Source organism: Curtobacterium sp. BNK-1 (genome assembly GCF_048685235.1).
In the GTDB taxonomy this organism is placed as follows: Bacteria; Pseudomonadota; Gammaproteobacteria; order Enterobacterales; family Enterobacteriaceae; genus Pantoea; species Pantoea agglomerans.
The window spans coordinates 2929296-2953109 of sequence record NZ_JBLQTJ010000001.1 but is presented as its reverse complement, the minus strand read 5'-3'; the positions used below and the strand labels follow the sequence as shown (position 1 = coordinate 2953109).

General features: G+C 57.5%; 20 protein-coding genes. 18 read left to right on the top strand and 2 right to left on the bottom strand.

Annotation, left to right across the window (positions count from 1 at the left end; all coding sequences use genetic code 11):
- Window positions 1–207 precede the first annotated feature (207 nt).
- The 13 genes from cysG (at window position 208) to rpoS (ending at window position 11580) form a co-directional block, all read left to right on the top strand.
- Window positions 208–1623: a siroheme synthase CysG gene (cysG, locus tag ACMGGP_RS13965; RefSeq protein ID WP_498798567.1), complete on the top strand. Its 1416-nt coding sequence runs from the start codon at window positions 208–210 to the stop codon at window positions 1621–1623.
- A gap of 9 nt (window positions 1624–1632) precedes the next feature.
- Entirely contained in the window at window positions 1633–2541 is a 909-nt protein-coding gene (gene cysD / locus ACMGGP_RS13960; RefSeq protein ID WP_010248554.1) for a sulfate adenylyltransferase subunit CysD, read from the top strand.
- Window positions 2542–2552: 11 nt separating this feature from the next.
- Window positions 2553–3980 (top strand): sulfate adenylyltransferase subunit CysN, encoded by a 1428-nt coding sequence (gene cysN, locus ACMGGP_RS13955; RefSeq protein WP_122457787.1) that lies wholly within the window; start codon window positions 2553–2555, stop codon window positions 3978–3980.
- The gene (gene cysC, locus ACMGGP_RS13950; RefSeq protein ID WP_013358869.1) at window positions 3980–4585 is read left to right on the top strand and encodes an adenylyl-sulfate kinase; all 606 of its coding nucleotides are present in this window, start codon (window positions 3980–3982) and stop codon (window positions 4583–4585) included. Before cysN ends, cysC begins: the two co-directional genes overlap by 1 nt.
- Before the next feature lie 54 nt (window positions 4586–4639).
- Entirely contained in the window at window positions 4640–4960 is a 321-nt protein-coding gene (locus tag ACMGGP_RS13945; RefSeq protein WP_010248547.1) for a DUF3561 family protein, read from the top strand.
- A 177-nt stretch (window positions 4961–5137) separates the two neighbouring features.
- Complete coding sequence (gene ftsB, locus ACMGGP_RS13940; protein ID WP_010248545.1) at window positions 5138–5455, top strand: cell division protein FtsB; 318 nt, start codon at window positions 5138–5140, stop codon at window positions 5453–5455.
- Between the two features lie 3 nt (window positions 5456–5458).
- Window positions 5459–6175: a 2-C-methyl-D-erythritol 4-phosphate cytidylyltransferase gene (gene ispD / locus ACMGGP_RS13935; RefSeq protein ID WP_010248543.1), complete on the top strand. Its 717-nt coding sequence runs from the start codon at window positions 5459–5461 to the stop codon at window positions 6173–6175.
- Window positions 6172–6657, top strand: coding sequence for a 2-C-methyl-D-erythritol 2,4-cyclodiphosphate synthase (gene ispF, locus ACMGGP_RS13930; RefSeq protein WP_022623795.1), 486 nt, complete (start codon window positions 6172–6174; stop codon window positions 6655–6657). The genes ispD and ispF overlap by 4 nt, the downstream gene beginning before the upstream one ends.
- Entirely contained in the window at window positions 6654–7694 is a 1041-nt protein-coding gene (truD, locus tag ACMGGP_RS13925; RefSeq protein WP_163851055.1) for a tRNA pseudouridine(13) synthase TruD, read from the top strand. Before ispF ends, truD begins: the two co-directional genes overlap by 4 nt.
- A gap of 191 nt (window positions 7695–7885) precedes the next feature.
- Window positions 7886–8647, top strand: a complete 762-nt coding sequence (surE, locus tag ACMGGP_RS13920) for a 5'/3'-nucleotidase SurE (RefSeq protein ID WP_003849099.1) — start codon at window positions 7886–7888, stop codon at window positions 8645–8647.
- The gene (locus ACMGGP_RS13915; RefSeq protein WP_010248537.1) at window positions 8641–9267 is read left to right on the top strand and encodes a protein-L-isoaspartate(D-aspartate) O-methyltransferase; all 627 of its coding nucleotides are present in this window, start codon (window positions 8641–8643) and stop codon (window positions 9265–9267) included. The genes surE and ACMGGP_RS13915 overlap by 7 nt, the downstream gene beginning before the upstream one ends.
- A 162-nt stretch (window positions 9268–9429) precedes the next feature.
- Window positions 9430–10530: a murein hydrolase activator NlpD gene (gene nlpD, locus ACMGGP_RS13910; RefSeq protein ID WP_498798566.1), complete on the top strand. Its 1101-nt coding sequence runs from the start codon at window positions 9430–9432 to the stop codon at window positions 10528–10530.
- A gap of 57 nt (window positions 10531–10587) precedes the next feature.
- The gene (gene rpoS, locus ACMGGP_RS13905; protein WP_498798565.1) at window positions 10588–11580 is read left to right on the top strand and encodes an RNA polymerase sigma factor RpoS; all 993 of its coding nucleotides are present in this window, start codon (window positions 10588–10590) and stop codon (window positions 11578–11580) included.
- Between the two features lie 139 nt (window positions 11581–11719).
- On the opposite strand, the gene mutS is transcribed toward rpoS, so the two are convergent.
- Together mutS and narL are read right to left on the bottom strand one after the other, a co-directional pair.
- A complete protein-coding gene (mutS, locus tag ACMGGP_RS13900) occupies window positions 11720–14281 on the bottom strand; it encodes a DNA mismatch repair protein MutS (protein WP_010248533.1) in 2562 nt (853 codons plus the stop codon).
- Window positions 14282–14587: 306 nt separating this feature from the next.
- Window positions 14588–15235: a two-component system response regulator NarL gene (gene narL / locus ACMGGP_RS13895; RefSeq protein WP_010248531.1), complete on the bottom strand. Its 648-nt coding sequence runs from the start codon at window positions 15233–15235 to the stop codon at window positions 14588–14590.
- Between the two features lie 316 nt (window positions 15236–15551).
- Between narL and ACMGGP_RS13890 the strand changes: the two genes are divergently transcribed.
- From ACMGGP_RS13890 to narI, 5 genes are all read left to right on the top strand, one after another.
- Window positions 15552–16943 carry a NarK family nitrate/nitrite MFS transporter gene (locus ACMGGP_RS13890; RefSeq protein ID WP_498798564.1) on the top strand — a complete coding sequence of 464 codons (1392 nt, stop codon included), beginning with the start codon at window positions 15552–15554 and terminating at the stop codon, window positions 16941–16943.
- Window positions 16944–17044: 101 nt separating this feature from the next.
- Window positions 17045–20806, top strand: coding sequence for a nitrate reductase subunit alpha (locus tag ACMGGP_RS13885; RefSeq protein WP_498798563.1), 3762 nt, complete (start codon window positions 17045–17047; stop codon window positions 20804–20806).
- The gene (gene narH, locus ACMGGP_RS13880) at window positions 20803–22347 is read left to right on the top strand and encodes a nitrate reductase subunit beta (protein ID WP_060680820.1); all 1545 of its coding nucleotides are present in this window, start codon (window positions 20803–20805) and stop codon (window positions 22345–22347) included. Before ACMGGP_RS13885 ends, narH begins: the two co-directional genes overlap by 4 nt.
- A complete protein-coding gene (narJ, locus tag ACMGGP_RS13875) occupies window positions 22344–23072 on the top strand; it encodes a nitrate reductase molybdenum cofactor assembly chaperone (RefSeq protein ID WP_033772484.1) in 729 nt (242 codons plus the stop codon). Before narH ends, narJ begins: the two co-directional genes overlap by 4 nt.
- Window positions 23069–23746: a respiratory nitrate reductase subunit gamma gene (gene narI, locus ACMGGP_RS13870; protein WP_010248521.1), complete on the top strand. Its 678-nt coding sequence runs from the start codon at window positions 23069–23071 to the stop codon at window positions 23744–23746. The genes narJ and narI overlap by 4 nt, the downstream gene beginning before the upstream one ends.
- Window positions 23747–23814 lie beyond the last annotated feature (68 nt).

Sequence of the window (23814 nt, the reverse complement as noted above, 5' to 3'; positions counted from 1 at the left end):
CTGCTTTTGCTGCCGCAGGTGTGGCTTTCAATATGTGAGCCTGTTCACGAAAAAGCCATTAAATTTCATCTGTTAAGACCAAATTGTTCTGTGCTTTGCGGCGTCGTTATTCCATTCGGTAACTACTCATTCCAATTCGTAATTTCATCTGGATAAACTCAGCGACGTATAGTCGCGTTAATACAAAGTTAAAACATCAGGGTTAACGTGGACTATTTGCCTCTTTTTGCCGATCTTTCTGGCCGCCCGGTTCTGGTTGTCGGCGGGGGAGATATTGCGGCGCGAAAAATTGAACTGCTGCGCCGTGCACGCGCGCGCGTTCTGATCGCATCTCGTGAACTCTGCCCTGAACTGCAGGCACTGCTGGATAAGCAGGAGCTGGAGTGGCTGGCGACCGAATTTGACCCGGCCCAGCTGGATGGCGTTTTCCTGGTGATTGCCGCCACCGACGACAACCATCTCAACAGCCAGGTGTTTGAAGCCGCCAACGCGCGGCATAAGCTGGTTAACGTGGTGGATGACCAGCCAAAATGCACCTTTATCTTCCCCTCGATTGTTGACCGCTCACCGCTGGTGGTGGCGATCTCCTCCAGCGGCACCGCACCGGTGCTGGCACGCATGCTGCGCGAAAAAATCGAAACGCTGCTGCCTGCCAGTCTGGGTCAGATGGCTGAAGTGGCCGGACTCTGGCGCGATAAAGTCAAACAGCGCTTCAGCCGCATGTCTGACCGTCGGCGCTTCTGGGAACGCGCTTTCGACGGCCGGTTCGCCAGTGAGATGTCTGCCGGTAACGTCGAAGAGGCGAAACGCACGCTGGACCGCGAACTGCAGGAAGAGCCGACCCGTCAGGGCGAGATCTTTCTGGTGGGCGCCGGGCCGGGCGACAGCGGTCTGCTGACGCTGCGTGGCCTGCAGGTGATGCAGTTAGCCGATGTGGTGCTCTACGACCATCTGGTCAGCGAAGAGGTGCTGGATCTGGTGCGCCGCGATGCCGATCGCATCTGCGTCGGCAAACGGGCCAGCGCGCACACGTTGCCGCAGGAAGAGATCAATCAGATGCTGGTTTCACTGGCGCTGAAAGGCAAGCGCGTCGTGCGCCTCAAGGGCGGCGATCCCTTTATCTTTGGCCGCGGCGGCGAAGAGCTGCAGGCGGCTCAGCAGGCGGGTGTGCCGTTCCAGGTGGTGCCGGGCGTCACCGCGGCTGCCGGTGCGACGGCCTATGCCGGTATTCCGCTGACCCACCGCGACTACGCGCAGAGCGTGATGTTTATTACCGGTCACTGCCGTCCCGATGGGGATGACATTGACTGGCCATCGCTGGCGCGTGCGCGTCAGACGCTGGCAATCTACATGGGAACCGTTAAAGCCGCTGCCATCAGCGAGGCGCTGATTCAGCACGGTCGCGCGGCATCAACGCCGGTGGCGGTGATCAGTCGCGGCACCCGTCCGGATCAACAGGTGCTGACCGGTACCTTAGAACAACTTGAGGCGCTGGCCGCCTCGGCACCCACTCCGGCGCTGCTGGTGATCGGAGAGGTGGTTAATCTGCACGGGCAACTCGCCTGGTTTAAACATTCAGCACAGCAGGGGGCTCGCGAGTCCGCCGTTGTCAATCTGGCTTGAGGGAAAATCATGGACCAAAAACGACTCACTCATCTGCGTCAGCTGGAGGCGGAGAGTATCCACATCATTCGCGAAGTGGCGGCGGAGTTCAGCAATCCGGTGATGATGTACTCCATCGGCAAAGACTCCTCGGTCATGCTCCATCTGGCGCGTAAAGCCTTCTACCCAGGCACGCTGCCGTTCCCGTTGCTGCATGTGGATACCGGCTGGAAATTCCGTGAAATGTACGAATTTCGCGATCGCACCGTGAAAGCGATGGGCGCAGAGTTGCTGGTTCACCGCAACCCGGAAGGCGTGGCGATGGGCATCAACCCCTTTGTTCACGGCAGTGCCAAACACACTGACATCATGAAAACCGAAGGGCTGAAGCAGGCGCTGAACAAATATGGTTTTGATGCAGCCTTTGGCGGCGCACGTCGTGATGAAGAGAAGTCACGCGCCAAAGAGCGTATCTACTCATTCCGTGACCGCTTCCATCGCTGGGATCCGAAAAACCAGCGCCCTGAGCTGTGGCACAACTACAACGGTCAGATCAACAAGGGTGAAAGCATCCGCGTCTTCCCGCTGTCGAACTGGACCGAACTGGATATCTGGCAGTACATCTTCCTGGAAAACATCGAGATCGTGCCGCTCTATCTCGCCGCACCGCGTCCGGTGCTGGAGCGTGATGGCATGCTGATGATGATCGATGACGATCGCATCAACCTGCAGCCGGGTGAAGAGATCACCGAACGGATGGTCCGTTTCCGTACGCTCGGCTGCTGGCCGCTGACCGGCGCGGTAGAGTCTGAAGCGCAGACGCTGCCGGAGATCATCGAAGAGATGCTGGTTTCCACCACCAGCGAGCGTCAGGGCCGCATGATCGATCGCGATCAGTCCGGTTCGATGGAACTGAAAAAACGTCAGGGTTATTTCTAAGGAGACGCCAGATGAATACCGTAATTGCACAACAGATTGCCGACCAGGGCGGCGTTGAAGCCTGGCTGACCACGCAACAACACAAGAGCCTGCTGCGTTTTCTGACCTGCGGCAGCGTTGATGACGGAAAAAGTACCCTGATTGGACGTCTGCTACACGACACCCGTCAGATCTATGAAGATCAGCTCTCGTCGCTGCACAACGATAGCAAACGTCACGGCACCCAGGGCGAGAAGCTCGATCTGGCGCTGCTGGTGGATGGTCTGCAGGCTGAGCGTGAGCAGGGCATTACCATTGATGTGGCCTACCGCTACTTCTCGACCGAAAAGCGTAAATTTATTATCGCCGACACGCCGGGACATGAGCAGTACACCCGTAACATGGCGACCGGCGCGTCAACCTGCGATCTGGCGATCCTGCTGATCGATGCGCGTAAAGGCGTACTGGATCAGACCCGCCGCCACAGCTTTATCTCGACGCTGCTGGGGATCAAACACCTGGTGGTGGCGATCAATAAGATGGATCTGGTGGAGTACAACCAGGAGCGCTTCGAGCAGATCAAACAGGATTACCTCGACTTTGCTGCGCAGCTGCCGGAAGACCTCGATATCCGCTTTGTGCCGATGTCGGCGCTGGAAGGGGATAACGTCGCTTCTGCCAGTCAGACCATGCCGTGGTATAGCGGCCCGACGCTGCTGGATGTGCTGGAGACCGTGGAGCTGAAGCGCGTCGTCGATCATCAGCCGATGCGTTTCCCGGTGCAGTATGTCAACCGTCCGAACCTCGATTTTCGTGGCTATGCCGGCACCCTGGCGTCGGGCAGCGTGCAGGTAGGCCAGCGCGTTAAAGTGCTGCCTTCTGGCGTGGAGTCGGCCATTGCCCGCATTGTGACCTTCGATGGCGATCTGCAGGAAGCGGGTGCAGGCGAAGCGATTACCCTGGTGCTGCAGGATGAGATTGATATCAGCCGTGGCGATCTGCTGGTGGATGCCAGTGAAGAGCTGGCAGCGGTTCAGTCTGCCAGCGTTGACGTGGTCTGGATGGCAGAGCAGCCGCTGCAGGCCGGTCAGAGCTATGACCTGAAAATCGCCGGTAAGAAAACCCGTGGCCGGGTAGAGAAGGTGCTGCATCAGGTCGAGATCAACTCGCTGGAGACGCGTCAGGTCGATACGCTGCCGCTGAACGGTATCGGTCGCATTGAGATCACCTTTGACGAACCGATGGTGCTCGACAGCTATCAGCAGAACCCGGTAACCGGCGGCATGATCTTTATCGATCGCCTGAGCAACGTCACCGTGGGTGCCGGCATGATCCATCAGCCAAACCATGATGCCCCGGTTAATACCGGCGAGTTCAGCGCGTTTGAGCTGGAACTGAATGCGCTGGTGCGCCGCCACTTCCCACACTGGAATGCGCGCGACCTGCTGGGCGGTCAGTAATGGCTCAGCACGACGATAACGTGGTGTGGCATGATCATCCGGTGACACGCGCCTCTCGCGAACAGCAGCATGGCCATCAGGGCGTGGTGCTGTGGTTCACCGGGCTTTCGGGCTCGGGGAAATCCACCGTTGCCGGTGCGCTGGAGCAGGCGCTGCACCGCATCGGCGTCAGCACCTATCTGCTGGATGGTGACAATGTGCGTCACGGCCTCTGTCGTGACCTCGGTTTCAGCGATGATGACCGTAAAGAGAATATCCGTCGCGTCGGTGAAGTGGCGAAACTGATGGTGGATGCCGGACTCGTGGTGCTCACTGCCTTTATTTCGCCGCATCGCGCTGAGCGTCAGATGGTGCGCGATCTGCTGGAGCCGGGACAGTTTATCGAGGTATTTGTCGATACGCCGTTAGCCGTGTGTGAAGCGCGTGATCCGAAAGGGTTGTATCGCAAAGCGCGCGCCGGTGAACTGCGTAATTTCACCGGCATCGACAGCGTCTATGAGGCGCCCGATAGCCCGGAAATCCAGCTGGATGGCGAACAATTGGTTACAAAACTGGCCGCCCAATTGTTAGACCTGCTGCGTGACCGCGATATCATCAGATCCTGAAGAGACAGCGGCAAATCGTTTCTGATTTGCCGCCCTCGCGCCAACAGGATGCCTATGCAGAACATTACCCCAATGCTCGCTCGAAAAGATGACTCCTCCCCGGATGAGCCGCGCTCATTGTTGCCGGGCGGCGTTATCGGCTTTCTCGCTTACTGGTGCGCGCTGGCGATTCCTTTCCTGCTGTTCGGCTCTAACACGCTGTTCTTCTTTCTTTATACCTGGCCATTCTTTCTTGCGCTGCTGCCGGTTGCGGTGGTCACGGGTATCGCGCTGAATACGCTGCTGAGTGGACAGTGGCTGTGGGCCGCGCTCGCCACGGTGATCATGGTGGTCACGCTCTTCTGGTTAATGTTCTCTTTTCTCTCTGGCTGGTAAGCCCTCAGTGCGCCCGCGCTGATGTGCAAACGCATCGGCAGGTTACAAATCTTTTCCCGTCTGAATCGGTACTGATTCATATTTTGCGCAGACGCGCAGCAAAGCACGCCATTTTCTCCGCTGGTGTGGAGTCCTGTGCAAAGTTATGGGATGATTGGGCCGTTTTTAGGGGGCGGGATGGGAAAACTGACGTTACTGTTATTGGTGCTGCTTGGCTGGCTGCAATATTCGTTGTGGCTGGGGAAAAATGGCATCCATGACTATACGCGCGTCAATGATGATGTCGCGGTGCAACAGGCAAACAATGCCAAACTGAAATCGCGAAACGATCAGCTGTTTGCCGAAATTGACGATCTCAATGGCGGCTCGGAAGCGATCGAGGAGCGTGCACGCAATGAACTGGGCATGATTAAGCCCGGTGAGACTTTCTATCGTCTGGTGCCTGACCAGAACAAACGCAACGCGCAACAAGCAGCGCTTAACCAACAACGATAAAACATGAACACTCTGGCCTCCCTTGCGGATGTGATTGCCGTGGTGCCCGCTGCCGGGATCGGCAGCCGCATGCAGGCAACCTGTCCGAAGCAGTATCTGACGATTGGTCAGCACACCCTTCTGGAACACAGCATTGCGCGTCTGTTTTCCCATCCCGCTATCAAACAGGTGATTGTCGCCCTCAGTCCTGATGACCAGCACTTCGCTTCACTGCCGCTGGCACGCGATCCGCGCGTGCTCAGGGTGACAGGCGGAGAGACCCGCGCCGAATCGGTGCTGGCCGGATTGCAGGCCGCACAGGGTTCCGCCTGGGTGCTGGTCCATGACGCCGCGCGTCCCTGTCTGCATCCCGACGATCTCCAGCAACTGCTCAACGTGCGTGAACAGAGCCACGTTGGCGGGATTCTGGCCGCGCCAGTGCGTGACACCATGAAACGGGGCGAGCCGGGCAAAGCCGCTGTGGCCCATACCGTAGAGCGCGACGATCTCTGGCACGCCTTAACGCCGCAATTTTTCCCTCATGCGCTGCTCACCGCCTGCCTGACGCGGGCGCTGGCAGAAGGCGCGACCATCACCGATGAAGCCTCGGCGCTGGAGTATTGCGGCTACCACCCGCTGTTAGTCAGCGGACGCAGTGATAACATCAAAGTCACCCGGCCAGAAGATCTGGCGCTGGCGGCTTTTTATCTGAGTCAGATTCAATTAAAGGAGAGCGCATGATGCGTATCGGTCACGGTTTTGACGTTCACGCCTTTGGCGGAGAGGGTCCGTTAGTGATTGGCGGTGTGCGGATCCCGTTTGAGCAGGGTTTTATCGCCCATTCGGATGGCGATGTGGCGCTGCACGCGCTGACTGACGCGCTGCTGGGCGCAGTGGCGATGGGCGATATCGGCAAGCTTTTTCCTGACACCGATCCGGCCTTTAAAGGGGCGGACAGCCGCGGCTTGCTGCGTGAGGCCTGGCGCCGTATCGAAGCCAAAGGCTATCGCATCGGTAATGTCGACGTCACGATTATTGCTCAGGCACCGAAAATGCTGCCGCACGTGCCACAGATGCGGATCAATATTGCAGAAGATCTGGGCTGCCATATGGATGCGGTCAACGTCAAAGCGACCACCACCGAGAAGCTGGGCTTTACCGGGCGCGGCGAAGGCATCGCCTGTGAAGCGGTGGCGTTAGTCCTGAAAGCTGACAGCCAATGATGCTGAATTACCTGCACGGCACACCCGTGGCCTCCGGCGTGATCAAAGCCAATCCGGAAGATTTCGTGGTGGTTGAGGATCTCGGTTATGGCGCGGATGGTGAAGGTGAGCACCTGCTGGTGCGCATCCGTAAAGTGGGGGCCAATACCCGCTTTGTGGCTGAGGCACTGGCGAAGTATCTCGGTATTCATCAGCGCGACATGAGTTATGCCGGAATGAAAGATCGCCATGCGGTGACGGAACAGACTCTCTGTTTTCGCCTGCCGGGTAATGCTATGCCCGATCTGCGCGGTTTTGAACTGGAAGGGGTCGAGATTCTGCAGGCGGTGCGCCACAAACGTAAGCTGCGCATCGGCGCACTGGCGGGGAACGCGTTCCGGCTGATCATCCGCCAGATCAGTGACCGTGATGCAGTTGAAACGCGTCTGGCGCAGATTCGCGATGCGGGCGTGCCGAACTATTTTGGTGAACAGCGTTTTGGTCGCGGCGGCAATAACCTGGTGATGGCAGAAAAGTGGGCGCGCAATGAGATCATTATTCGCGACCGCAACAAGCGCAGCCTGATGCTCTCTGCCGCGCGCAGTGCGCTGTTTAATCAGGTGACCAGTGCGCGTCTGCAACAGCAGGGTAGGCTGACTCAGGTGCTCAACGGCGACGCGTTGCAGCTGACCGGACGAGGCAGCTGGTTTGTCGCGCAGCCTGATGAACTGGCAGAGTCACAGCGCCGGGTTGAGCAGCATGAGCTGCGCATCACCGCGCCGCTGCCGGGACGGGGCGAGCCTGGCCCGCAGGCTGACGCGCTGGCCTTTGAACAGCAGGCGCTGGCTGATGAGACGCTGCTGCTGGGACTGATTGAACGTGAAAAGGTCGATGCTGCACGCCGTGCCATGTTGATGGTGCCGCGCGATATGCAGTGGAGCTGGTGGGATGATGTTACGCTGGAACTGGCATTCTGGCTGCCAGCGGGCAGCTTTGCCACCAGCGTGGTCCGGGAGCTGCTGACCCACGCGGACTCGCCCGATCAGATTGATGAGTAATCTTCGCCGCAACCTGACCCGCAGTGTGGGTAATGTTGCGGCAAACCCCCACCGTCGTGTGATTTACGCCTACCACTTCCTTGCGCGCCTCGCTAGAATGCAAAAATCGCCGTCTATTCCTCACCTGTTGCCATGCCGTTAAAACAGGTTCCGTCACGGCGACCAGTCGAATAAAAAAAGGTCAGAACGAAATGCGGATATTGCTCAGTAACGATGACGGCATTCATGCGCCAGGCATTCAGACTCTGGCGAAAGCCCTGCGGCAGATTGCTGACGTGCAGGTTGTTGCCCCCGATCGTAACCGAAGCGGTGCCTCGAACTCATTAACGCTGGAAACGCCTCTGCGCACCTTCACCCATGAAAACGGCGATATCGCCGTCCAGATGGGGACGCCGACCGACTGCGTCTATCTGGGGGTGAATGCGCTGATGCAGCCGCGTCCCGACATTGTGGTGTCGGGCATCAATGCCGGCCCCAATCTGGGCGATGATGTGATCTACTCCGGCACGGTGGCGGCAGCGATGGAAGGGCGACATCTTGGCTTACCGGCTATCGCGGTTTCGCTCAATGGCCATCAGCACTACGCCACCGCGGCGGCCGTGACCTGCGCGCTCCTCAGGGCGCTGACGCATGAACCGCTGCGCACCGGCCGCATTCTCAACATCAACGTTCCCGATCTGCCGTTATCTGAACTCAAAGGCATCCGCGTGACGCGCTGTGGCAGCCGCCATCCGGCGGATCAGGTGATTGCGCAGCAGGATCCGCGTGGCAATACACTCTACTGGATTGGTCCGCCAGGCGAAAAACTGGATGCGGGCCCGGATACAGACTTCGCCGCCGTGGATCAGGGCTACGTCTCTGTCACGGCACTGCATGTCGATTTAACGGCGCACAGCGCGCAGAACGTGCTCAGTGACTGGCTGGCTAAAGCTGAGGTGAACCTGGCATGGTGAATCGGCGTATTGAGACGTTGCTGTCACAACTGCGTCAGCAGGGCATCGATGATGAAAACCTGCTGAAAGCCATCAGCGAGGTGCCGCGCGAACGTTTTATCGACGAAGCGTTCGAGCATAAAGCCTGGGACAATGTTGCCTTGCCCATCGGCTCCGGTCAGACGATATCACAGCCCTACATGGTTGCGCGGATGACCGCGCTGCTCGGACTTAATCCGCATTCGCGTGTGCTGGAGATTGGTACGGGTTCAGGTTATCAGACGGCGATTCTTGCCCATCTGGTGGACCATGTTTATTCAGTGGAACGCATCAAAGGGCTGCAGTGGCAGGCCAAGCGCCGTCTGAAACAGCTGGATCTGCATAATGTCTCAACCCGTCATGGTGATGGCTGGCAGGGCTGGCCTTCACGTGGCCCCTTCGATGCCATCATCGTCACGGCTGCACCGCCTGAAATTCCGATTGCGCTGATAGCACAACTGGCAGAAGGCGGCATCATGGTGCTGCCGGTTGGCGAAGATCAGCAGGTACTGAAGCGCCTGCGTCGTCAGGGTGAAGAGGTGATGGAAGAGACCATCGAACCAGTGCGTTTTGTCCCGCTGGTGCAGGGCGATCTGGCCTGACCCTCTTCGTATTTCTTCACAACTGTTTCATAGCACCACGTACCTGATGTTGTTACTATCCAGTTTATTCATCGAAAACGCAGATTTTATCGCGCCGCGCAGAGTATCCTGCTGGCAGATACAGTGAAACAGTTAGATCAGAGTTGCCATCACGGGGGATTAATGAGCACGGGAAGCACACTTTTTCAGTTACGCCGTCTGGCGGCGCTTTCACTGGTAGGTTTTTGGCTGGCAGGCTGCAGCTCCAGCGACAACTCACAGGCACCCATCAGTCGCGTTGGCGACAATGGTGGCATGAACACTAACCAGTCTGGAGCAGACACGAGTTCAGGCGGCGTTCCTGCCACGCCAGCCCAGGGACAAATGTTAAGCAAAAATTCAGCATCTACCCCCGCTAGTGGTGGAATGATTAGTACCAACAGCAATGTTGAGACGCAGAATGGCCGGATTGTTTACAATCGCAGTTATCAGAACATTCCTAAGGGTAGCTACTCCGGTGAAACTTATACCGTTAAGCGTGGCGACACATTGTTTTACATCGCCTGGATTACCGGCAACGATTTCCGTGATTTAGCCCAGCGCAACAATGTTCCGGCGCCATATGGCCTGAATGTCGGACAAACTTTGCAGATTGGCAATGGGTCGGGTCAGCCGATTACCGGCGGCAATCCCATTACCGTTGCTGATGCAACGCAGGGCGGCGTTCCGGCTGCGCCACAAATTAAATCGCCTGCTGTTGCACAGCAACCTGTTATTACGTATTCTGATGATTCAGGTAATTCGGGTGGCAGCAAAATGTTGCCTTCGAATGGAGCAAATGTTGCAACGACAACAGCTCCAGTCGTTACCGCACCCCCAACGGTTAGCAGTACAACCAACAGTTCAACGCCGGTCGGAAGCTGGCGCTGGCCGACTGACGGGAAGATCATCGATAACTTCTCTGCCGCCGAAGGTGGCAATAAAGGTATCGATATCGCCGGGACGCGCGGACAATCTGTGGTCGCCACTGCTTCAGGACGAGTGGTTTACGCAGGTAACGCACTCCGGGGTTACGGTAATTTAATCATCATTAAACACAACGATGATTACCTGAGCGCCTACGCCCACAACGATACAATGCTGGTCCGGGAACAACAGGAAGTTAAGGCGGGGCAAAAGATCGCTACCATGGGTAGCACCGGAACCAGTTCAGTCAGATTACACTTTGAAATTCGTTACAAGGGGAAATCCGTAAACCCGTTGCGTTATTTACCGCAGCGATAATCCGGCAGAACAAAACAGGTTTATGTTCTGCCCTGGAATCACGGGTAGGAGCCGCTTATGAGCCAGAATACGCTGAAAGTAAACGAGTTACATGAGAACGCGGAATTCGATGAGAACGGAGCTGAAATTTTTGACGAGAAGGCACTCGTTGAAAATGAAGCCAGTGATAGCGACGTAGCGGAAGAAGAGTTGCTATCACAGGGTGCGACGCAACGTGTGTTAGATGCGACGCAGCTCTATCTCGGGGAGATTGGCTATTCTCCGTTGTTAACGGCAGAGGAAGAAGTCTTCTTCGCGCGCCGTGCATTGCGGGGTGATATCCCTTCCCGTCGCCGTATGATCGAAAGTAACTTACGCCTGGTGGTGAAAATCGCTCGTCGTTACAGCAATCGTGGTTTAGCTCTGCTGGACCTGATTGAAGAAGGTAACCTCGGCCTGATTCGCGCCGTAGAGAAATTTGACCCGGAGCGCGGGTTCCGTTTCTCAACGTACGCCACCTGGTGGATTCGTCAGACCATTGAACGGGCGATCATGAATCAAACCCGTACCATCCGTCTGCCGATTCACATTGTGAAAGAACTGAATGTTTATCTGCGTACTGCGCGTGAACTTTCCCACAAGCTCGACCATGAGCCGAGTGCGGAAGAGAGCGCAGAGCAGCTTGATAAACCGGTTGATGACGTAAGCCGCATGTTACGTCTCAACGAACGCATTACCTCGGTTGATACGCCATTAGGCGGTGATTCTGAAAAAGCGCTGCTGGATATTCTGGCCGATGAGAAAGACAACGGACCGGAAGACACCACGCAGGACGATGATATGAAACAAAGCATCGTTAAATGGCTGTTCGAACTGAACGCCAAGCAGCGTGAAGTGCTGGCACGTCGTTTCGGCCTGTTGGGCTATGAAGCGGCAACACTTGAGGATGTGGGTCGTGAAATCGGCTTAACCCGCGAGCGTGTACGCCAGATTCAGGTTGAAGGTTTACGCCGTCTGCGTGAAATCCTGCAGGCGCAGGGCCTCAGCATTGAAGCACTGTTTCGTGAATAATCGTTAACAGTAAATCTGAGTTTGAATGCGAAAAGCGATGGTGAAAACCATCGCTTTTTTTATGTCTGCAGAAAAGTGATTTGCGGGCGAGCGAGCATAGCACCGCGCATTAACGCGGTGCGATGTACGGGATGTAATGTCAGACCAGCGATTTAAGACGATAAATCCAGTCGAGTGCCTGACGCGGTGTCAGCGTATCGGGATCCAGCGCCTCAAGCGCCTCCATGGCAGGCGAGGTCTCTTCAACCAGCAGCGGCAGCTGAGAGCCATCGACCGTCGATGACGCGGAGTGGTTTGAAACGGTCTCAAGTTCCTTCAGCTTATTGCGTGCCCGCTTAATCACCTCTTTGGGTACGCCGGCCAGCGCCGCCACCGCCAGACCATAGCTCTTACTTGCCGCACCCTCCTGGACGCTGTGCATAAAGGCGATCGTGTCGCCATGCTCAACGGCATCCAGATGGACGTTGACCACGCCTTCCATTTTTTCCGGCAGGGTTGTCAGCTCGAAGTAATGGGTGGCAAACAGCGTCATCGCCTTGATACGGTTCGCCAGGTTTTCGGCGCAGGCCCAGGCGAGCGATAAACCGTCGTAGGTGGATGTTCCGCGTCCAATCTCATCCATCAGCACCAGGCTGTTTTCGGTGGCGTTGTGCAGGATGTTAGCGGTTTCGGTCATCTCAACCATAAAGGTCGAGCGCCCGGAGGCGAGATCGTCAGCGGCACCGACACGGGTAAAGATGCGATCCAGCGGGCCAATCAGCGTCTCATCGGCAGGAACAAAACTGCCAATCCATGCCATCAGCGCAATCAGCGCCGCCTGACGCATATAGGTACTTTTACCGCCCATGTTGGGGCCGGTAATAATCAGCATTCTGCGCTGGGGTGCCAGTGACAGTGGGTTGGCAATAAACGGCTCTTTCAGAACCTGTTCCACCACCGGATGGCGTCCGCCGCTGATTTTAATCCCGGCTTTATCCTGCAATACCGGGCGGCAATAGTTCAGGGACCAGGCACGTTCTGCCAGGTTGCTTAACACATCCAGCTCTGCCAGCGCGGCGGCACTCAGCTGCAGCGCTTCAAGATGCGGCAGCAACTGATCGAACAGCGCCTCATACAGGCTTTTTTCCAGCGACAGCGCTTTACCCTTGGAGGTGAGTACTTTGTCTTCGTACTCTTTCAGCTCCGGAATGATATAGCGTTCAGCATTTTTCAGGGTCTGACGACGGACATAGTGCATCGGTACCTGATGGCTCTGTCCGCGGCTCACCTGAATGTAATAACCATGCACGCCGTTAAAGCCGACCTTCAGGGTATCCAGTCCCAGCTTCTCGCGTTCGCGGATCTCCAGCCGGTCAAGATAGTCGGTTGCGCCATCTGCCAGTGCGCGCCACTCATCCAGCTCCGCGTTGTAGCCGGGCGCAATCACTCCGCCATCGCGGATCAGCACCGGCGGTGACTCAATCACCGCCTGTTCCAGCAGCTCACGTAACGCAGTGAACTCGCCCATCTGCGTGCGCAGCTTCTGCAACTGGGGCGCCTCAACATCGGCCAGCAGCTGGTTAAGTTCCGGCAGTTGCTGAAACGCATGACGCATGCGAGCCAGATCGCGCGGACGTGCGGTGCGCAGGGCCAGGCGAGCCAGGATTCGCTCCAGATCGCCGACCTGACGCAGCACCGGTTGCAGCACGTCGCTGAGATTTTGTAGCTCAGCAATCGACTCCTGACGCTGGTTAATGATGCGCGCATCGCGCAGCGGCATATGCAGCCAGCGTTTCAGCATCCGGCTACCCATCGGGGTGACCGTTTTATCCAGCACCGCCGCTAAGGTGTTGTCGGTGCCGCCAGCCAGGTTCTGGGTGATCTCCAGATTACGGCGGGTGGCCGCATCCATGATGATGCTGTCCTGCTGCCGCTCCATGCTCAGCGAGCGGATGTGAGGCAGCGTGGTGCGCTGGGTATCTTTAACATACTGCAGCAGGCAGCCCGCCGCGCTCAGTCCGAGGTGCGCATTCTCCACGCCGAAGCCATTGAGATCGCGGGTGCCGAACTGCAGGTTCAGCTGCTGGCGTGCGGTGTCGATCTCAAACTCCCACAGCGGACGGCGTCGCAGGCCGCGTCGCTGATCGATTAGCGACATCGCCTGAAAATCTTCGGGGTAGAGCAGCTCCGCCGGATTGGTGCGCTGCAGCTCTGCCGCCATGGTTTCAGCATCGGCAGGTTCGCTGAGGCGAAAACGGCCTGAGCTGATATCCAGCGTGGCGTAGCCAAAACCGCGCGGGCTCTGCACAATCGCCGCCAGCAGATTGTCGTGTCGCTCCTGCAACAGCGCCTCATCACTGATGGTACCCGGGGTAACGATGCGCACCACTTTGCGTTCGACCGGGCCTTTGCTCAGCGCCGGATCGCCTATCTGCTCGCAGATGGCAACGGATTCGCCCAGCTGCACCAGTTTAGCCAGGTAACCTTCAACCGCATGATAGGGCACACCCGCCATCGGGATCGGTTCGCCCGCTGACGCACCGCGCTTGGTGAGTGAAATCTCCAGCAGCTGCGAGGCACGTTTTGCGTCGTCATAAAACAGCTCGTAGAAGTCACCCATACGGTAAAATAGCAGAATGTCAGGATGCTCCGCCTTGAGACGCAGGTACTGCTGCATCATCGGCGTGTGGGAAGGAAAGTCCTTTTCGGTTGGCTCTTGCATAAGGTTTTAGCTCATTTTTAATGCGGTAAATTTCTGGCGGTCAACGCCCATGAAACCGAAAGGGATTCCAGGCGCGCAGGATAATCAGATGATAACGAATAGGGCAGGGCATATGCCAGCATGATGCACAGCCGCGATCCTGACCGGGTGTAACCTGACAGGCATCCTGGCAAATGTGGCGGCGGCTGGCGACAAAAAAGTGCCTGTTCTCATGACGCTGATGCGGGGCTGCGAGGCGGCTCGCGATTTCTGCGGCAGTTTATGGCCGGCAGGACGGCACTGCGCCGCATCGGGAAGGGGGAAAAGTCAGTGCAGCCCGTTCTGCAGCGCCCAGACGGCGGCTTCAAGTCGGGATTTAAGGTTCATCTTCTTCAGCAGATATTTAACGTGAACCTTAACCGTGCTTTCACTGATGGCCAGCTTGCGGGCAATCGCTTTATTGGTCATCCCGTCGCTGATCAGTTGCAGAATATCGCGTTCGCGCCGGGTCAGCTGATTAATGTCGCGCGTCTGAGCAGGCTGCGCTTCACGCAACCGGGCGACCAGAATCGGAGTTAACGCCTCGCTCAGCACGATCTGACCGGCAGCAGCCTGATGCAGCGCTTTCAGTAAGGCTTCCGGTTCCATATCTTTCAGCAGATAACCATCAGCGCCGCGCTTCAGCGCGCTGACCACATCCTCTTCATTATCTGAAACGCTGAACACCACTACCCGGCCAGAAAGGGCTATCTCACGCAGCTGGGTCAGGGTATCCAGTCCGTTCAGACCTGGCATATTAAGATCAAGCAGGATCAGGTCGGGATCATGCTGCTGTGCCAGCGCCAGGCCATCAATGCCATTACCCGCTTCGGCAACCACCTGCAGTCTTTCATCCAGCGCAATCAGCTGCTTCAGGCCATTGCGCAGCATGGGATGGTCGTCGATCAATAAAAGCGTAAATTTCTCTGCCGTCACAATGGCTCCTGTTCCTGTCACATACGCCAGCCCTGAGCGGGCGGAGAGCCTATCTTACCGGTGAAGCGGGGTCGCTATATACCCCCAATGGACTACTCCTTTATTTCCAGTCGGACACCCTTTTACAGAAGGCATGGGCGGCCGTGTTTAAACCCTATGATTTATAAGGGTTATCTGAATTCAGTCAACTACTTAACCGGGGTGAAGAGAGGGCGCTGCACCTCTGTAACCTGCATTGCCGTTGATTTGTATCAAGCCCGACACCACGGCGGATGCGCAGGATACGCACAATTATTATTCTGCTGATGAGAGATTTATGACCCAATCCACCTCTTTGCAAACCCCGACGCGCGGCGCGTTAATTCAGGACTGGCAACCGGAAAACGATGCGTTCTGGCAGGCGCGTGGTAAACGTATCGCCAGCCGTAACCTGTGGATTTCTGTCTTCTGTCTGCTGCTGGCCTTCTGCGTCTGGATGCTGTTCAGCACCGTTGCGGTTAACCTGAATAAAGTTGGCTTTACCTTCAGCACTGAGCAGCTCTTTTTACTGACCGCACTGCCGTCGGTTTCTGGCGCGTTGTTGCGTGTGCCTTACTCTTTTGTTATTCCCATCTTTGGGGGACGTCGCTGGACCGCCTTCAGCACCGGCATCCTGATCATTCCCTGCCTGTGGCTCGGCTTTGCCGTACAGGACAGCCAGACCTCATTCACCACTTTTATGGTGATTTCCCTGCTGTGCGGTTTTGGTGGCGCTAACTTCGCGTCGAGCATGGGCAATATCAGCTTCTTCTTTCCCAAAGCCCGTCAGGGCGGCGCGCTGGGTATCAACGGCGGCCTCGGTAATCTTGGCGTCAGCGTAATGCAGTTTGTCGCCCCGCTGGCGATCTCCTGTGCCATTTTTGGTTTTGCCGATGTGGGTCAGACCACCGTCACCGGCGACAGCATCTGGCTGGAAAATGCCGCCTGGATCTGGGTGCCGTTCCTGGCGATCGGCACGCTGGCGGCCTGGTTCGGCATGAACGACCTGGCGGCGGCGAAATCCTCGCTGCGTGAGCAGTTGCCGGTGCTGAAACGTCCACACCTGTGGGTTATGGCACTGCTCTATCTGGCCACCTTTGGCTCATTTATCGGTTTCTCTGCCGGTTTTGCCATGCTGACGAAGACGCAATTTCCTGATGTCGTGATCATGCATTACGCCTTTTTCGGCCCCTTTATTGGCGCGCTGGCCCGTTCAGCAGGCGGCATCATTTCTGACCGCTTCGGCGGTACCCGCGTCACGCTGATCAACTACGTGCTGATGGCGCTGTTTGCTGCGCTGCTGTTCCTTACCCTGCCGGGTGCCGGACATGATGGCTCGTTCGTGGCCTTCTTCGCCGTGTTTATGGGCCTGTTCCTGACGTCCGGGCTGGGCAGCGGCTCCACCTACCAGATGATTGCGGTGATCTTCCGTAAGCTGACGCTGGAACGTATCAAAGCTGAGGGCGGCGACGATGCGCTGGCACAGCGCGAAGCGGCAACAGAAACCTCTGCTGCGCTCGGCTTTATCTCCGCCATTGGCGCGCTGGGCGGTTTCTTTATTCCGCAGACTTTTGGCCTGTCGCTCGCCATGACCGGTTCACCCGCCGGCGCGATGAAAATCTTCCTGGTCTTTTATCTCTGCTGCATCGCGGTGACCTGGCTGGTTTACGGCCGAAAATCACGCGCCTGATAACGACAAAGCCGGTGTGGCGCACCGGCACAATTTCACTTTCTGTGTCGGGACAGATGCAGAGTCAGCAATGTCACATTAAGCCTTCAGGAGTATTCCGGATGAGCAAGTTTCTTGATCGGTTTCGCTATTTCAAACAGCTGGCCGAACCCTTTTCCGGCCAGCATGGCCAGACGTTAAACAGCAACCGCGACTGGGAAGATGGCTATCGCAGTCGCTGGCAGCACGATAAAATCGTGCGCTCCACGCACGGTGTTAACTGTACCGGCTCATGCAGCTGGAAAATCTACGTTAAAAATGGACTGGTCACCTGGGAGACCCAGCAGACCGACTATCCGCGTACCCGTCCCGATCTGCCAAACCATGAGCCGCGTGGCTGCCCACGCGGTGCCAGCTACTCGTGGTATCTCTACAGCGCTAACCGCCTGAAATATCCGTTGATGCGCAAGAAGCTGATTCAGCTCTGGCGCGACGCGAAAGCGCAGCACAGCGACCCGGTGGACGCCTGGGCATCCATCATCAGTAATCCTGAAAAGGCCAGAAGCTACAAACAGGCGCGTGGACGCGGCGGCTTTGTCCGCTCCAGCTGGCAGGAAGTCAACGAGATGATCGCCGCCGCGAACATCTGCACCGCGAAGACCTACGGCCCTGACCGCATTATGGGATTCTCACCGATTCCGGCGATGTCGATGGTCTCTTACGCTGCGGGCGCACGTTACCTGTCACTGATTGGCGGAACCTGTCTGAGCTTCTACGACTGGTACTGCGATCTGCCGCCGGCCTCACCGATGACCTGGGGCGAGCAGACCGACGTGCCGGAATCGGCTGACTGGTACAACTCCTCCTACATTATTGCCTGGGGCTCTAACGTGCCGCAGACCCGTACCCCGGATGCGCACTTCTTTACGGAAGTCCGCTATAGAGGGACGAAAACCGTGGCGATCACGCCGGACTATGCTGAGGTCGCGAAGCTGTGTGACCAGTGGCTGAGTCCGAAGCAGGGCACCGACAGCGCGATGGCGCTGGCGATGGGCCACGTGATGCTGAAAGAGTTTCATCTTGATCGCGAAGTTGGCTATTTCCGCGACTATGTGCGCCGTTACACCGATATGCCGATGCTGGTACTGCTGGAACCCCGTGAGGGCGGTTTTTACGCCGCCGGCCGTCAGCTGCGCGCCAGCGATCTGGTGGATGGGCTCGGTCAGGAGAATAACCCGGAGTGGAAAACCGTCGCGATCAACGAGGCGACCGGGGAACTGACCGCGCCGCAGGGATCTATCGGCTTCCGCTGGGGCGAAAAAGGCAAATGGAACCTCGAGCAGCGTGATGGGGCGTCACATCAGGAAGTTGAACTGCAGCTCAGCCTGCTCGGCAGCCACGATGAGGTGGTCGAGGTCGGTTTCCCTTACTTCGGTGGCATTACCAGCGAGCATTTCAACAGCGTTGCGCTGGACGAAATCCTGCTGCATAAGCTGCCGGTGAAACGCCTGCAACTGGCGGATGGCAGTGAAGCACTGGTCACCAGCGTCTACGATCTGACGCTGGCGAATTATGGTCTGGATCGCGGTCTGGATGATGCCAACTGCGCGCAAACCTACGACGACATCAAAGCGTACAGCCCGGCCTGGGCGGAGCAGATTACGGGTGTCTCCCGTCAGAACATCATTCGCATTGCCCGTGAATTTGCCGAAAACGCCGAGAAGACCCGCGGTCGTTCGATGATCATCGTCGGTGCCGGTATGAACCACTGGTATCACATGGACATGAACTATCGTGGCCTGATGAACATGCTGATTTTCTGCGGCTGCGTCGGTCAGAGCGGCGGTGGCTGGGCGCACTATGTCGGCCAGGAGAAACTCCGTCCGCAGACCGGCTGGACCCCGCTGGCCTTTGGCCTGGACTGGCAGCGTCCGCCACGCCAGATGAACAGCACCTCCTTCTTCTACAACCACTCCAGTCAGTGGCGCTATGAAACCCTGGCCACCAGCGAATTGCTCTCCCCGCTGGCGGATAAAAGTCGCTACAGCGGCAGCCTGATCGACCTTAACGTCCGTTCCGAACGTATGGGCTGGCTGCCTTCAGCGCCGCAGCTTAACGTCAACCCGCTGCACATCGCGGCGCAGGCGAAAGCCGCCGGTCAGTCGCCGCTGGATTACACCGTGGAAAGCCTGAAGCAGGGCACCATGCGGTTTGCCGCTGAACAGCCGGACGATCCGCAGAACTTCCCGCGTAACCTGTTTGTCTGGCGCTCCAATCTGCTCGGCTCATCCGGTAAAGGGCATGAGTACATGCTGAAGTATCTGCTGGGCACGGAAAACGGCATTCAGGGCAAAGATTTAGGCCAGCAGGGCCGCGTGAAGCCGGAAGAGGTGGAGTGGCTGGATCAGGGTGCCGAAGGCAAACTGGATCTGGTGGTCACACTCGACTTCCGCATGTCGAGCACCTGTCTCTACTCCGATGTCGTGCTGCCAACGGCGACCTGGTATGAAAAAGACGATATGAATACCTCGGATATGCATCCGTTTATTCATCCGCTTTCGGCGGCCGTCGATCCTGCCTGGGACTCAAAAAGTGACTGGGAGATCTACAAAGGCATCGCCAAAGCCTTCTCCGATCTCTGCCCGGGTCATTTAGGCGTTGAAACGGACGTCGTTACTCTGCCGGTGTTGCATGACTCACCCGCGGAACTGGCGCAGCCTTTTGAGGCGAAAGACTGGAAAAAAGGCGAATGCGATCTGATTCCGGGTAAAACCGCGCCACACATTATGGTGGTGGAGCGCGACTATCCGGCGACCTGGGAGCGCTTTACCTCGCTGGGACCGTTGCTGGAGACCCTGGGTAACGGCGGCAAAGGTATCAGCTGGAACACCAGCAAAGAGGTCGATTTCCTCAAGCAACTGAACTACGTCAAAGCGGATGGCCCGGCAGCGGGGCGGCCGAATATCGACACGGCGATCGATGCGGCAGAAGTGATCCTGGCGCTGGCACCGGAAACCAATGGTCAGGTGGCGGTGAAAGCCTGGCAGGCACTGGGCGTGATTACTGGTCGTGACCACACCCACCTGGCGCTCAATAAAGAAGATGAGAAGATTCGCTTCCGCGATATCCAGGCGCAGCCGCGCAAAATTATCTCTAGTCCGACCTGGTCAGGGCTGGAAGATGAACATGTCTCTTACAACGCCTGCTACACCAACGTTCATGAGCTGATCCCGTGGCGAACCCTGAGCGGCCGTCAGCAGCTCTATCAGGATCATGAGTGGATGCGCGCCTTCGGTGAGAGCCTGATGGTCTATCGTCCGCCAATCGATACCCGCGCGGCGAAGCCGTTGCTGAACAGCAAACCCAACGGTAACCCGGAGAAGGCGCTGAACTTCCTGACGCCACACCAGAAGTGGGGCATTCACTCCACCTACAGCGACAACCTGCTGATGCTGACACTGTCGCGCGGCGGACCGATTGTCTGGATGAGTGAAGATGACGCTCGTGAGCTGGGTATCGTGGATAACGACTGGATCGAGGCGTTCAATGCCAACGGTGCGCTGACCGCACGTGCAGTAGTGAGCCAGCGCATCCCGGCCGGTATGACCATGATGTACCACGCGCAGGAACGTATCGTGAATATCCCTGGCTCGGAGATCACCAGCCAGCGCGGCGGGATCCATAACTCGGTGACGCGGACCTGCCCGAAACCGACCCATATGATCGGCGGTTATGCGCAGCTCTCCTGGGGCTTTAACTACTACGGCACCGTCGGCTCGAACCGCGATGAGTTCGTGGTAGTGAGAAAAATGAACAACGTTAACTGGTTAGATGGGGAAGGCAACGATGCCTGCCAGGGCAGCCAGCAGGAGGTAAAACCATGAAAATTCGTTCACAGGTCGGCATGGTGCTGAACCTCGACAAATGTATCGGCTGCCACACCTGCTCGGTGACCTGTAAAAACGTCTGGACCAGCCGCGAGGGCATGGAGTACGCCTGGTTTAACAATGTCGAAAGCAAGCCTGGCGTCGGCTATCCGCACGCCTGGGAAGATCAGCAGAAGTGGAAGGGCGGCTGGATCCGTAAGATCAACGGTAAGCTGGAGCCGCGCATGGGCAGTCGCATCGGTCTGCTGTCGAAGATCTTCGCCAACCCGGATGTGCCCGCGCTGGATGATTACTACGAACCGTTCGATTTTGATTATCAGCATCTGCACAATGCGCCCGCCGGTAAGCATCAGCCGATTGCGCGTCCGCGCTCGCTGATCACCGGTCAGCGGATGAAAAAGATCGAAAACGGCCCGAACTGGGAAGAGATCCTCGGCGGCGAGTTTGCCAAACGTTCGCAGGATAAGAACTTCGATAACATCCAGAAGGAGATTTACGGTCAGTTTGAGCACACCTTCATGATGTACCTGCCGCGCCTGTGTGAGCACTGCCTCAACCCGGCGTGTGTGGCGACCTGCCCAAGCGGCGCGATCTACAAACGCGGCGAAGATGGCATCGTACTGATCGACCAGGATAAATGTCGCGGCTGGCGGATGTGCCTCACCGGCTGTCCGTACAAGAAGATCTACTTCAACTGGAAAAGCGGCAAATCAGAAAAATGCATTTTCTGTTATCCGCGCATTGAAGCGGGCCAGCCCACCGTCTGTTCAGAAACCTGTGTCGGCCGTATCCGCTATCTCGGCGTGTTGCTCTATGACGCTGACCGCATTGAACAGGCGGCCGCAGCGGAAAACGAGAAAGATCTCTATCAGAGCCAGCTGGATATCTTCCTTGATCCCAACGATCCGGCGGTGATTGCGCAGGCGCTGAAAGATGGCGTTGCGCAGAGTGTAATCGACGCAGCACAGCGTTCACCGGTCTATAAAATGGCGATGGAGTGGAAGCTGGCGCTGCCACTTCACCCTGAATACCGCACGCTGCCGATGGTCTGGTATGTGCCACCACTGTCACCGATTCAGTCGGCGGTGGATGGCGGGGCGCTGGCGCACACCGGCGTGCTGCCGGATGTGGAAAGCCTGCGCATTCCGGTTGAGTATCTGGCGAACCTGCTGACCGCAGGCGACACCGCACCGGTGCTGCTGGCACTGAAGCGGATGCTGGCAATGCGTCATTACAAACGCGCAGAAAGCGTGGACGGTGAGCATGATATCCGGGCGCTGGAGCAGGTCGGCCTGACCGAAGCGCAGGCGCAGGAGATGTACCGCTATCTGGCGATCGCGAACTATGAAGATCGCTTTGTGGTGCCCTCCAGCCATCGCGAACTGGCGCGTGAAGCCTTCCCGGAAAGCAAAGGCTGCGGCTTTAGCTTTGGCGATGGCTGTCACGGCAGCGACAGCAAATTCAACCTGTTCAACAGCCGCCGTATTGATGCCATCGACATCAGTAAGAAAACCATTCGTCCGGAGGATGCCTCATGATGACGTTACGGATTCTTTCGCGGCTGCTGGACTACCCGGACGAGGCGCTGTTTACCCACTCTTCCGACCTGATCGCGGCGCTGGATGACGCCACTGAACTCAACCTGCAGCAGAGCGCACGGCTGGTGCGGTTTATCAATCAGCTCTGTGCCCGGCCACTGCTCGACGTGCAGGCTGACTACTGCGAACTGTTTGATCGTGGCCGCGCCACCTCGCTGCTGCTGTTTGAACACGTGCACGGTGAGTCACGCGATCGCGGTCAGGCGATGGTTGATCTGCTGGAACAGTATCGTGCCGATGGTCTGGAGCTGGACAGCAAAGAGCTGCCCGATTTCCTGCCGCTCTACCTGGAGTATCTCGCCTGTAAAAGCGATGAGGCCGCGCGTCAGGGACTGGACGACATCGTGCCTATCCTGGCCTTGCTGGCGGCGCGGCTTGAAGAGCGTCAGAGCCCCTACGCCGATCTCTTCACAGTGTTACTGACGCTGTCCGGTAGCGCGGTTGATCCTGCGGCCCTCAAGCCACAGGTGGCGCAGGAAGCGCGCGACGATACGCCGGCAGCACTGGATGCTGTCTGGGAAGAGGAGCAGATTAAATTTCTCGGCGAACAGGGCTGCGCCTCGGCGCAGCAGGCGATGCATCAGCGTCGCTTCGCCGATGCGGTCGCGCCGCAGTATCTGGACATCGCCGCGGCGACGGCGCGTACCACAGGAGAATCAGCATGAATTTTATTAACACTTTCTTCTTCGATATTTACCCCTACCTCGCCGGAACGGTCTTCCTGGTGGGAAGCTGGCTGCGCTATGACTACGGGCAGTACAGCTGGCGTGCCGGTTCCAGTCAGATGCTGGACAAAAAAGGGATGCGTCTCGCCTCCAACCTGTTTCACATCGGCATCATCGGTATTTTCTTCGGTCACATCGTCGGGATGCTGACGCCGCACTGGATGTATGAATCCTTCCTGCCGATCGACGTGAAGCAGAAACTGGCGATGATTGCCGGTGGCCTATTCGGGGCGATGACACTGCTGGGCGGTGGACTGCTGCTGAAGCGCCGTCTGACCAATCCACGGGTGCGGGCGACCAGTAGCGTCGGTGATATTCTGATCATGACCCTGCTGGTGGCTCAGGCGACGCTGGGCCTGCTGACCATTCCCTTCTCCGCCCAGCATATGGACGGCAGTGAAATGATGAAGCTGGTGGGCTGGGCGCAGGCGGTGGTGACCTTCCACGGTGGCGCTTCGCAGCATCTCGACGGCGTGGCGTTTATCTACCGCGTGCACATGGTGCTGGGAATGACGCTGTTCCTGCTGTTCCCGTTCTGCCGGCTGGTGCACATCTGGAGCGCGCCGGTTGAGTATCTGACCCGTCGCTATCAGCTGGTGAGAAACCGCCGCTAAGCGCATGATGGCTGCGGGGCAGAGAGAGCCCCGCAGCCATTTTAGCCCATGGCTGCCCTGACGTTTTT

Coding starts and splice junctions, on each gene's coding strand:
- cysD (WP_010248554.1), top strand. CDS start 1,633: ATGGACCAAAAACGACTCACTCATCTGCGTCAGCTGGAGGCGGAGAGT.
- cysN (WP_122457787.1), top strand. CDS start 2,553: ATGAATACCGTAATTGCACAACAGATTGCCGACCAGGGCGGCGTTGAA.
- cysC (WP_013358869.1), top strand. CDS start 3,980: ATGGCTCAGCACGACGATAACGTGGTGTGGCATGATCATCCGGTGACA.
- ACMGGP_RS13945 (WP_010248547.1), top strand. CDS start 4,640: ATGCAGAACATTACCCCAATGCTCGCTCGAAAAGATGACTCCTCCCCG.
- ftsB (WP_010248545.1), top strand. CDS start 5,138: ATGGGAAAACTGACGTTACTGTTATTGGTGCTGCTTGGCTGGCTGCAA.
- ispD (WP_010248543.1), top strand. CDS start 5,459: ATGAACACTCTGGCCTCCCTTGCGGATGTGATTGCCGTGGTGCCCGCT.
- ispF (WP_022623795.1), top strand. CDS start 6,172: ATGATGCGTATCGGTCACGGTTTTGACGTTCACGCCTTTGGCGGAGAG.
- truD (WP_163851055.1), top strand. CDS start 6,654: ATGATGCTGAATTACCTGCACGGCACACCCGTGGCCTCCGGCGTGATC.
- surE (WP_003849099.1), top strand. CDS start 7,886: ATGCGGATATTGCTCAGTAACGATGACGGCATTCATGCGCCAGGCATT.
- ACMGGP_RS13915 (WP_010248537.1), top strand. CDS start 8,641: ATGGTGAATCGGCGTATTGAGACGTTGCTGTCACAACTGCGTCAGCAG.
- nlpD (WP_498798566.1), top strand. CDS start 9,430: ATGAGCACGGGAAGCACACTTTTTCAGTTACGCCGTCTGGCGGCGCTT.
- rpoS (WP_498798565.1), top strand. CDS start 10,588: ATGAGCCAGAATACGCTGAAAGTAAACGAGTTACATGAGAACGCGGAA.
- mutS (WP_010248533.1), bottom strand. CDS start 14,281: ATGCAAGAGCCAACCGAAAAGGACTTTCCTTCCCACACGCCGATGATG.
- ACMGGP_RS13890 (WP_498798564.1), top strand. CDS start 15,552: ATGACCCAATCCACCTCTTTGCAAACCCCGACGCGCGGCGCGTTAATT.
- ACMGGP_RS13885 (WP_498798563.1), top strand. CDS start 17,045: ATGAGCAAGTTTCTTGATCGGTTTCGCTATTTCAAACAGCTGGCCGAA.
- narH (WP_060680820.1), top strand. CDS start 20,803: ATGAAAATTCGTTCACAGGTCGGCATGGTGCTGAACCTCGACAAATGT.
- narJ (WP_033772484.1), top strand. CDS start 22,344: ATGATGACGTTACGGATTCTTTCGCGGCTGCTGGACTACCCGGACGAG.
- narI (WP_010248521.1), top strand. CDS start 23,069: ATGAATTTTATTAACACTTTCTTCTTCGATATTTACCCCTACCTCGCC.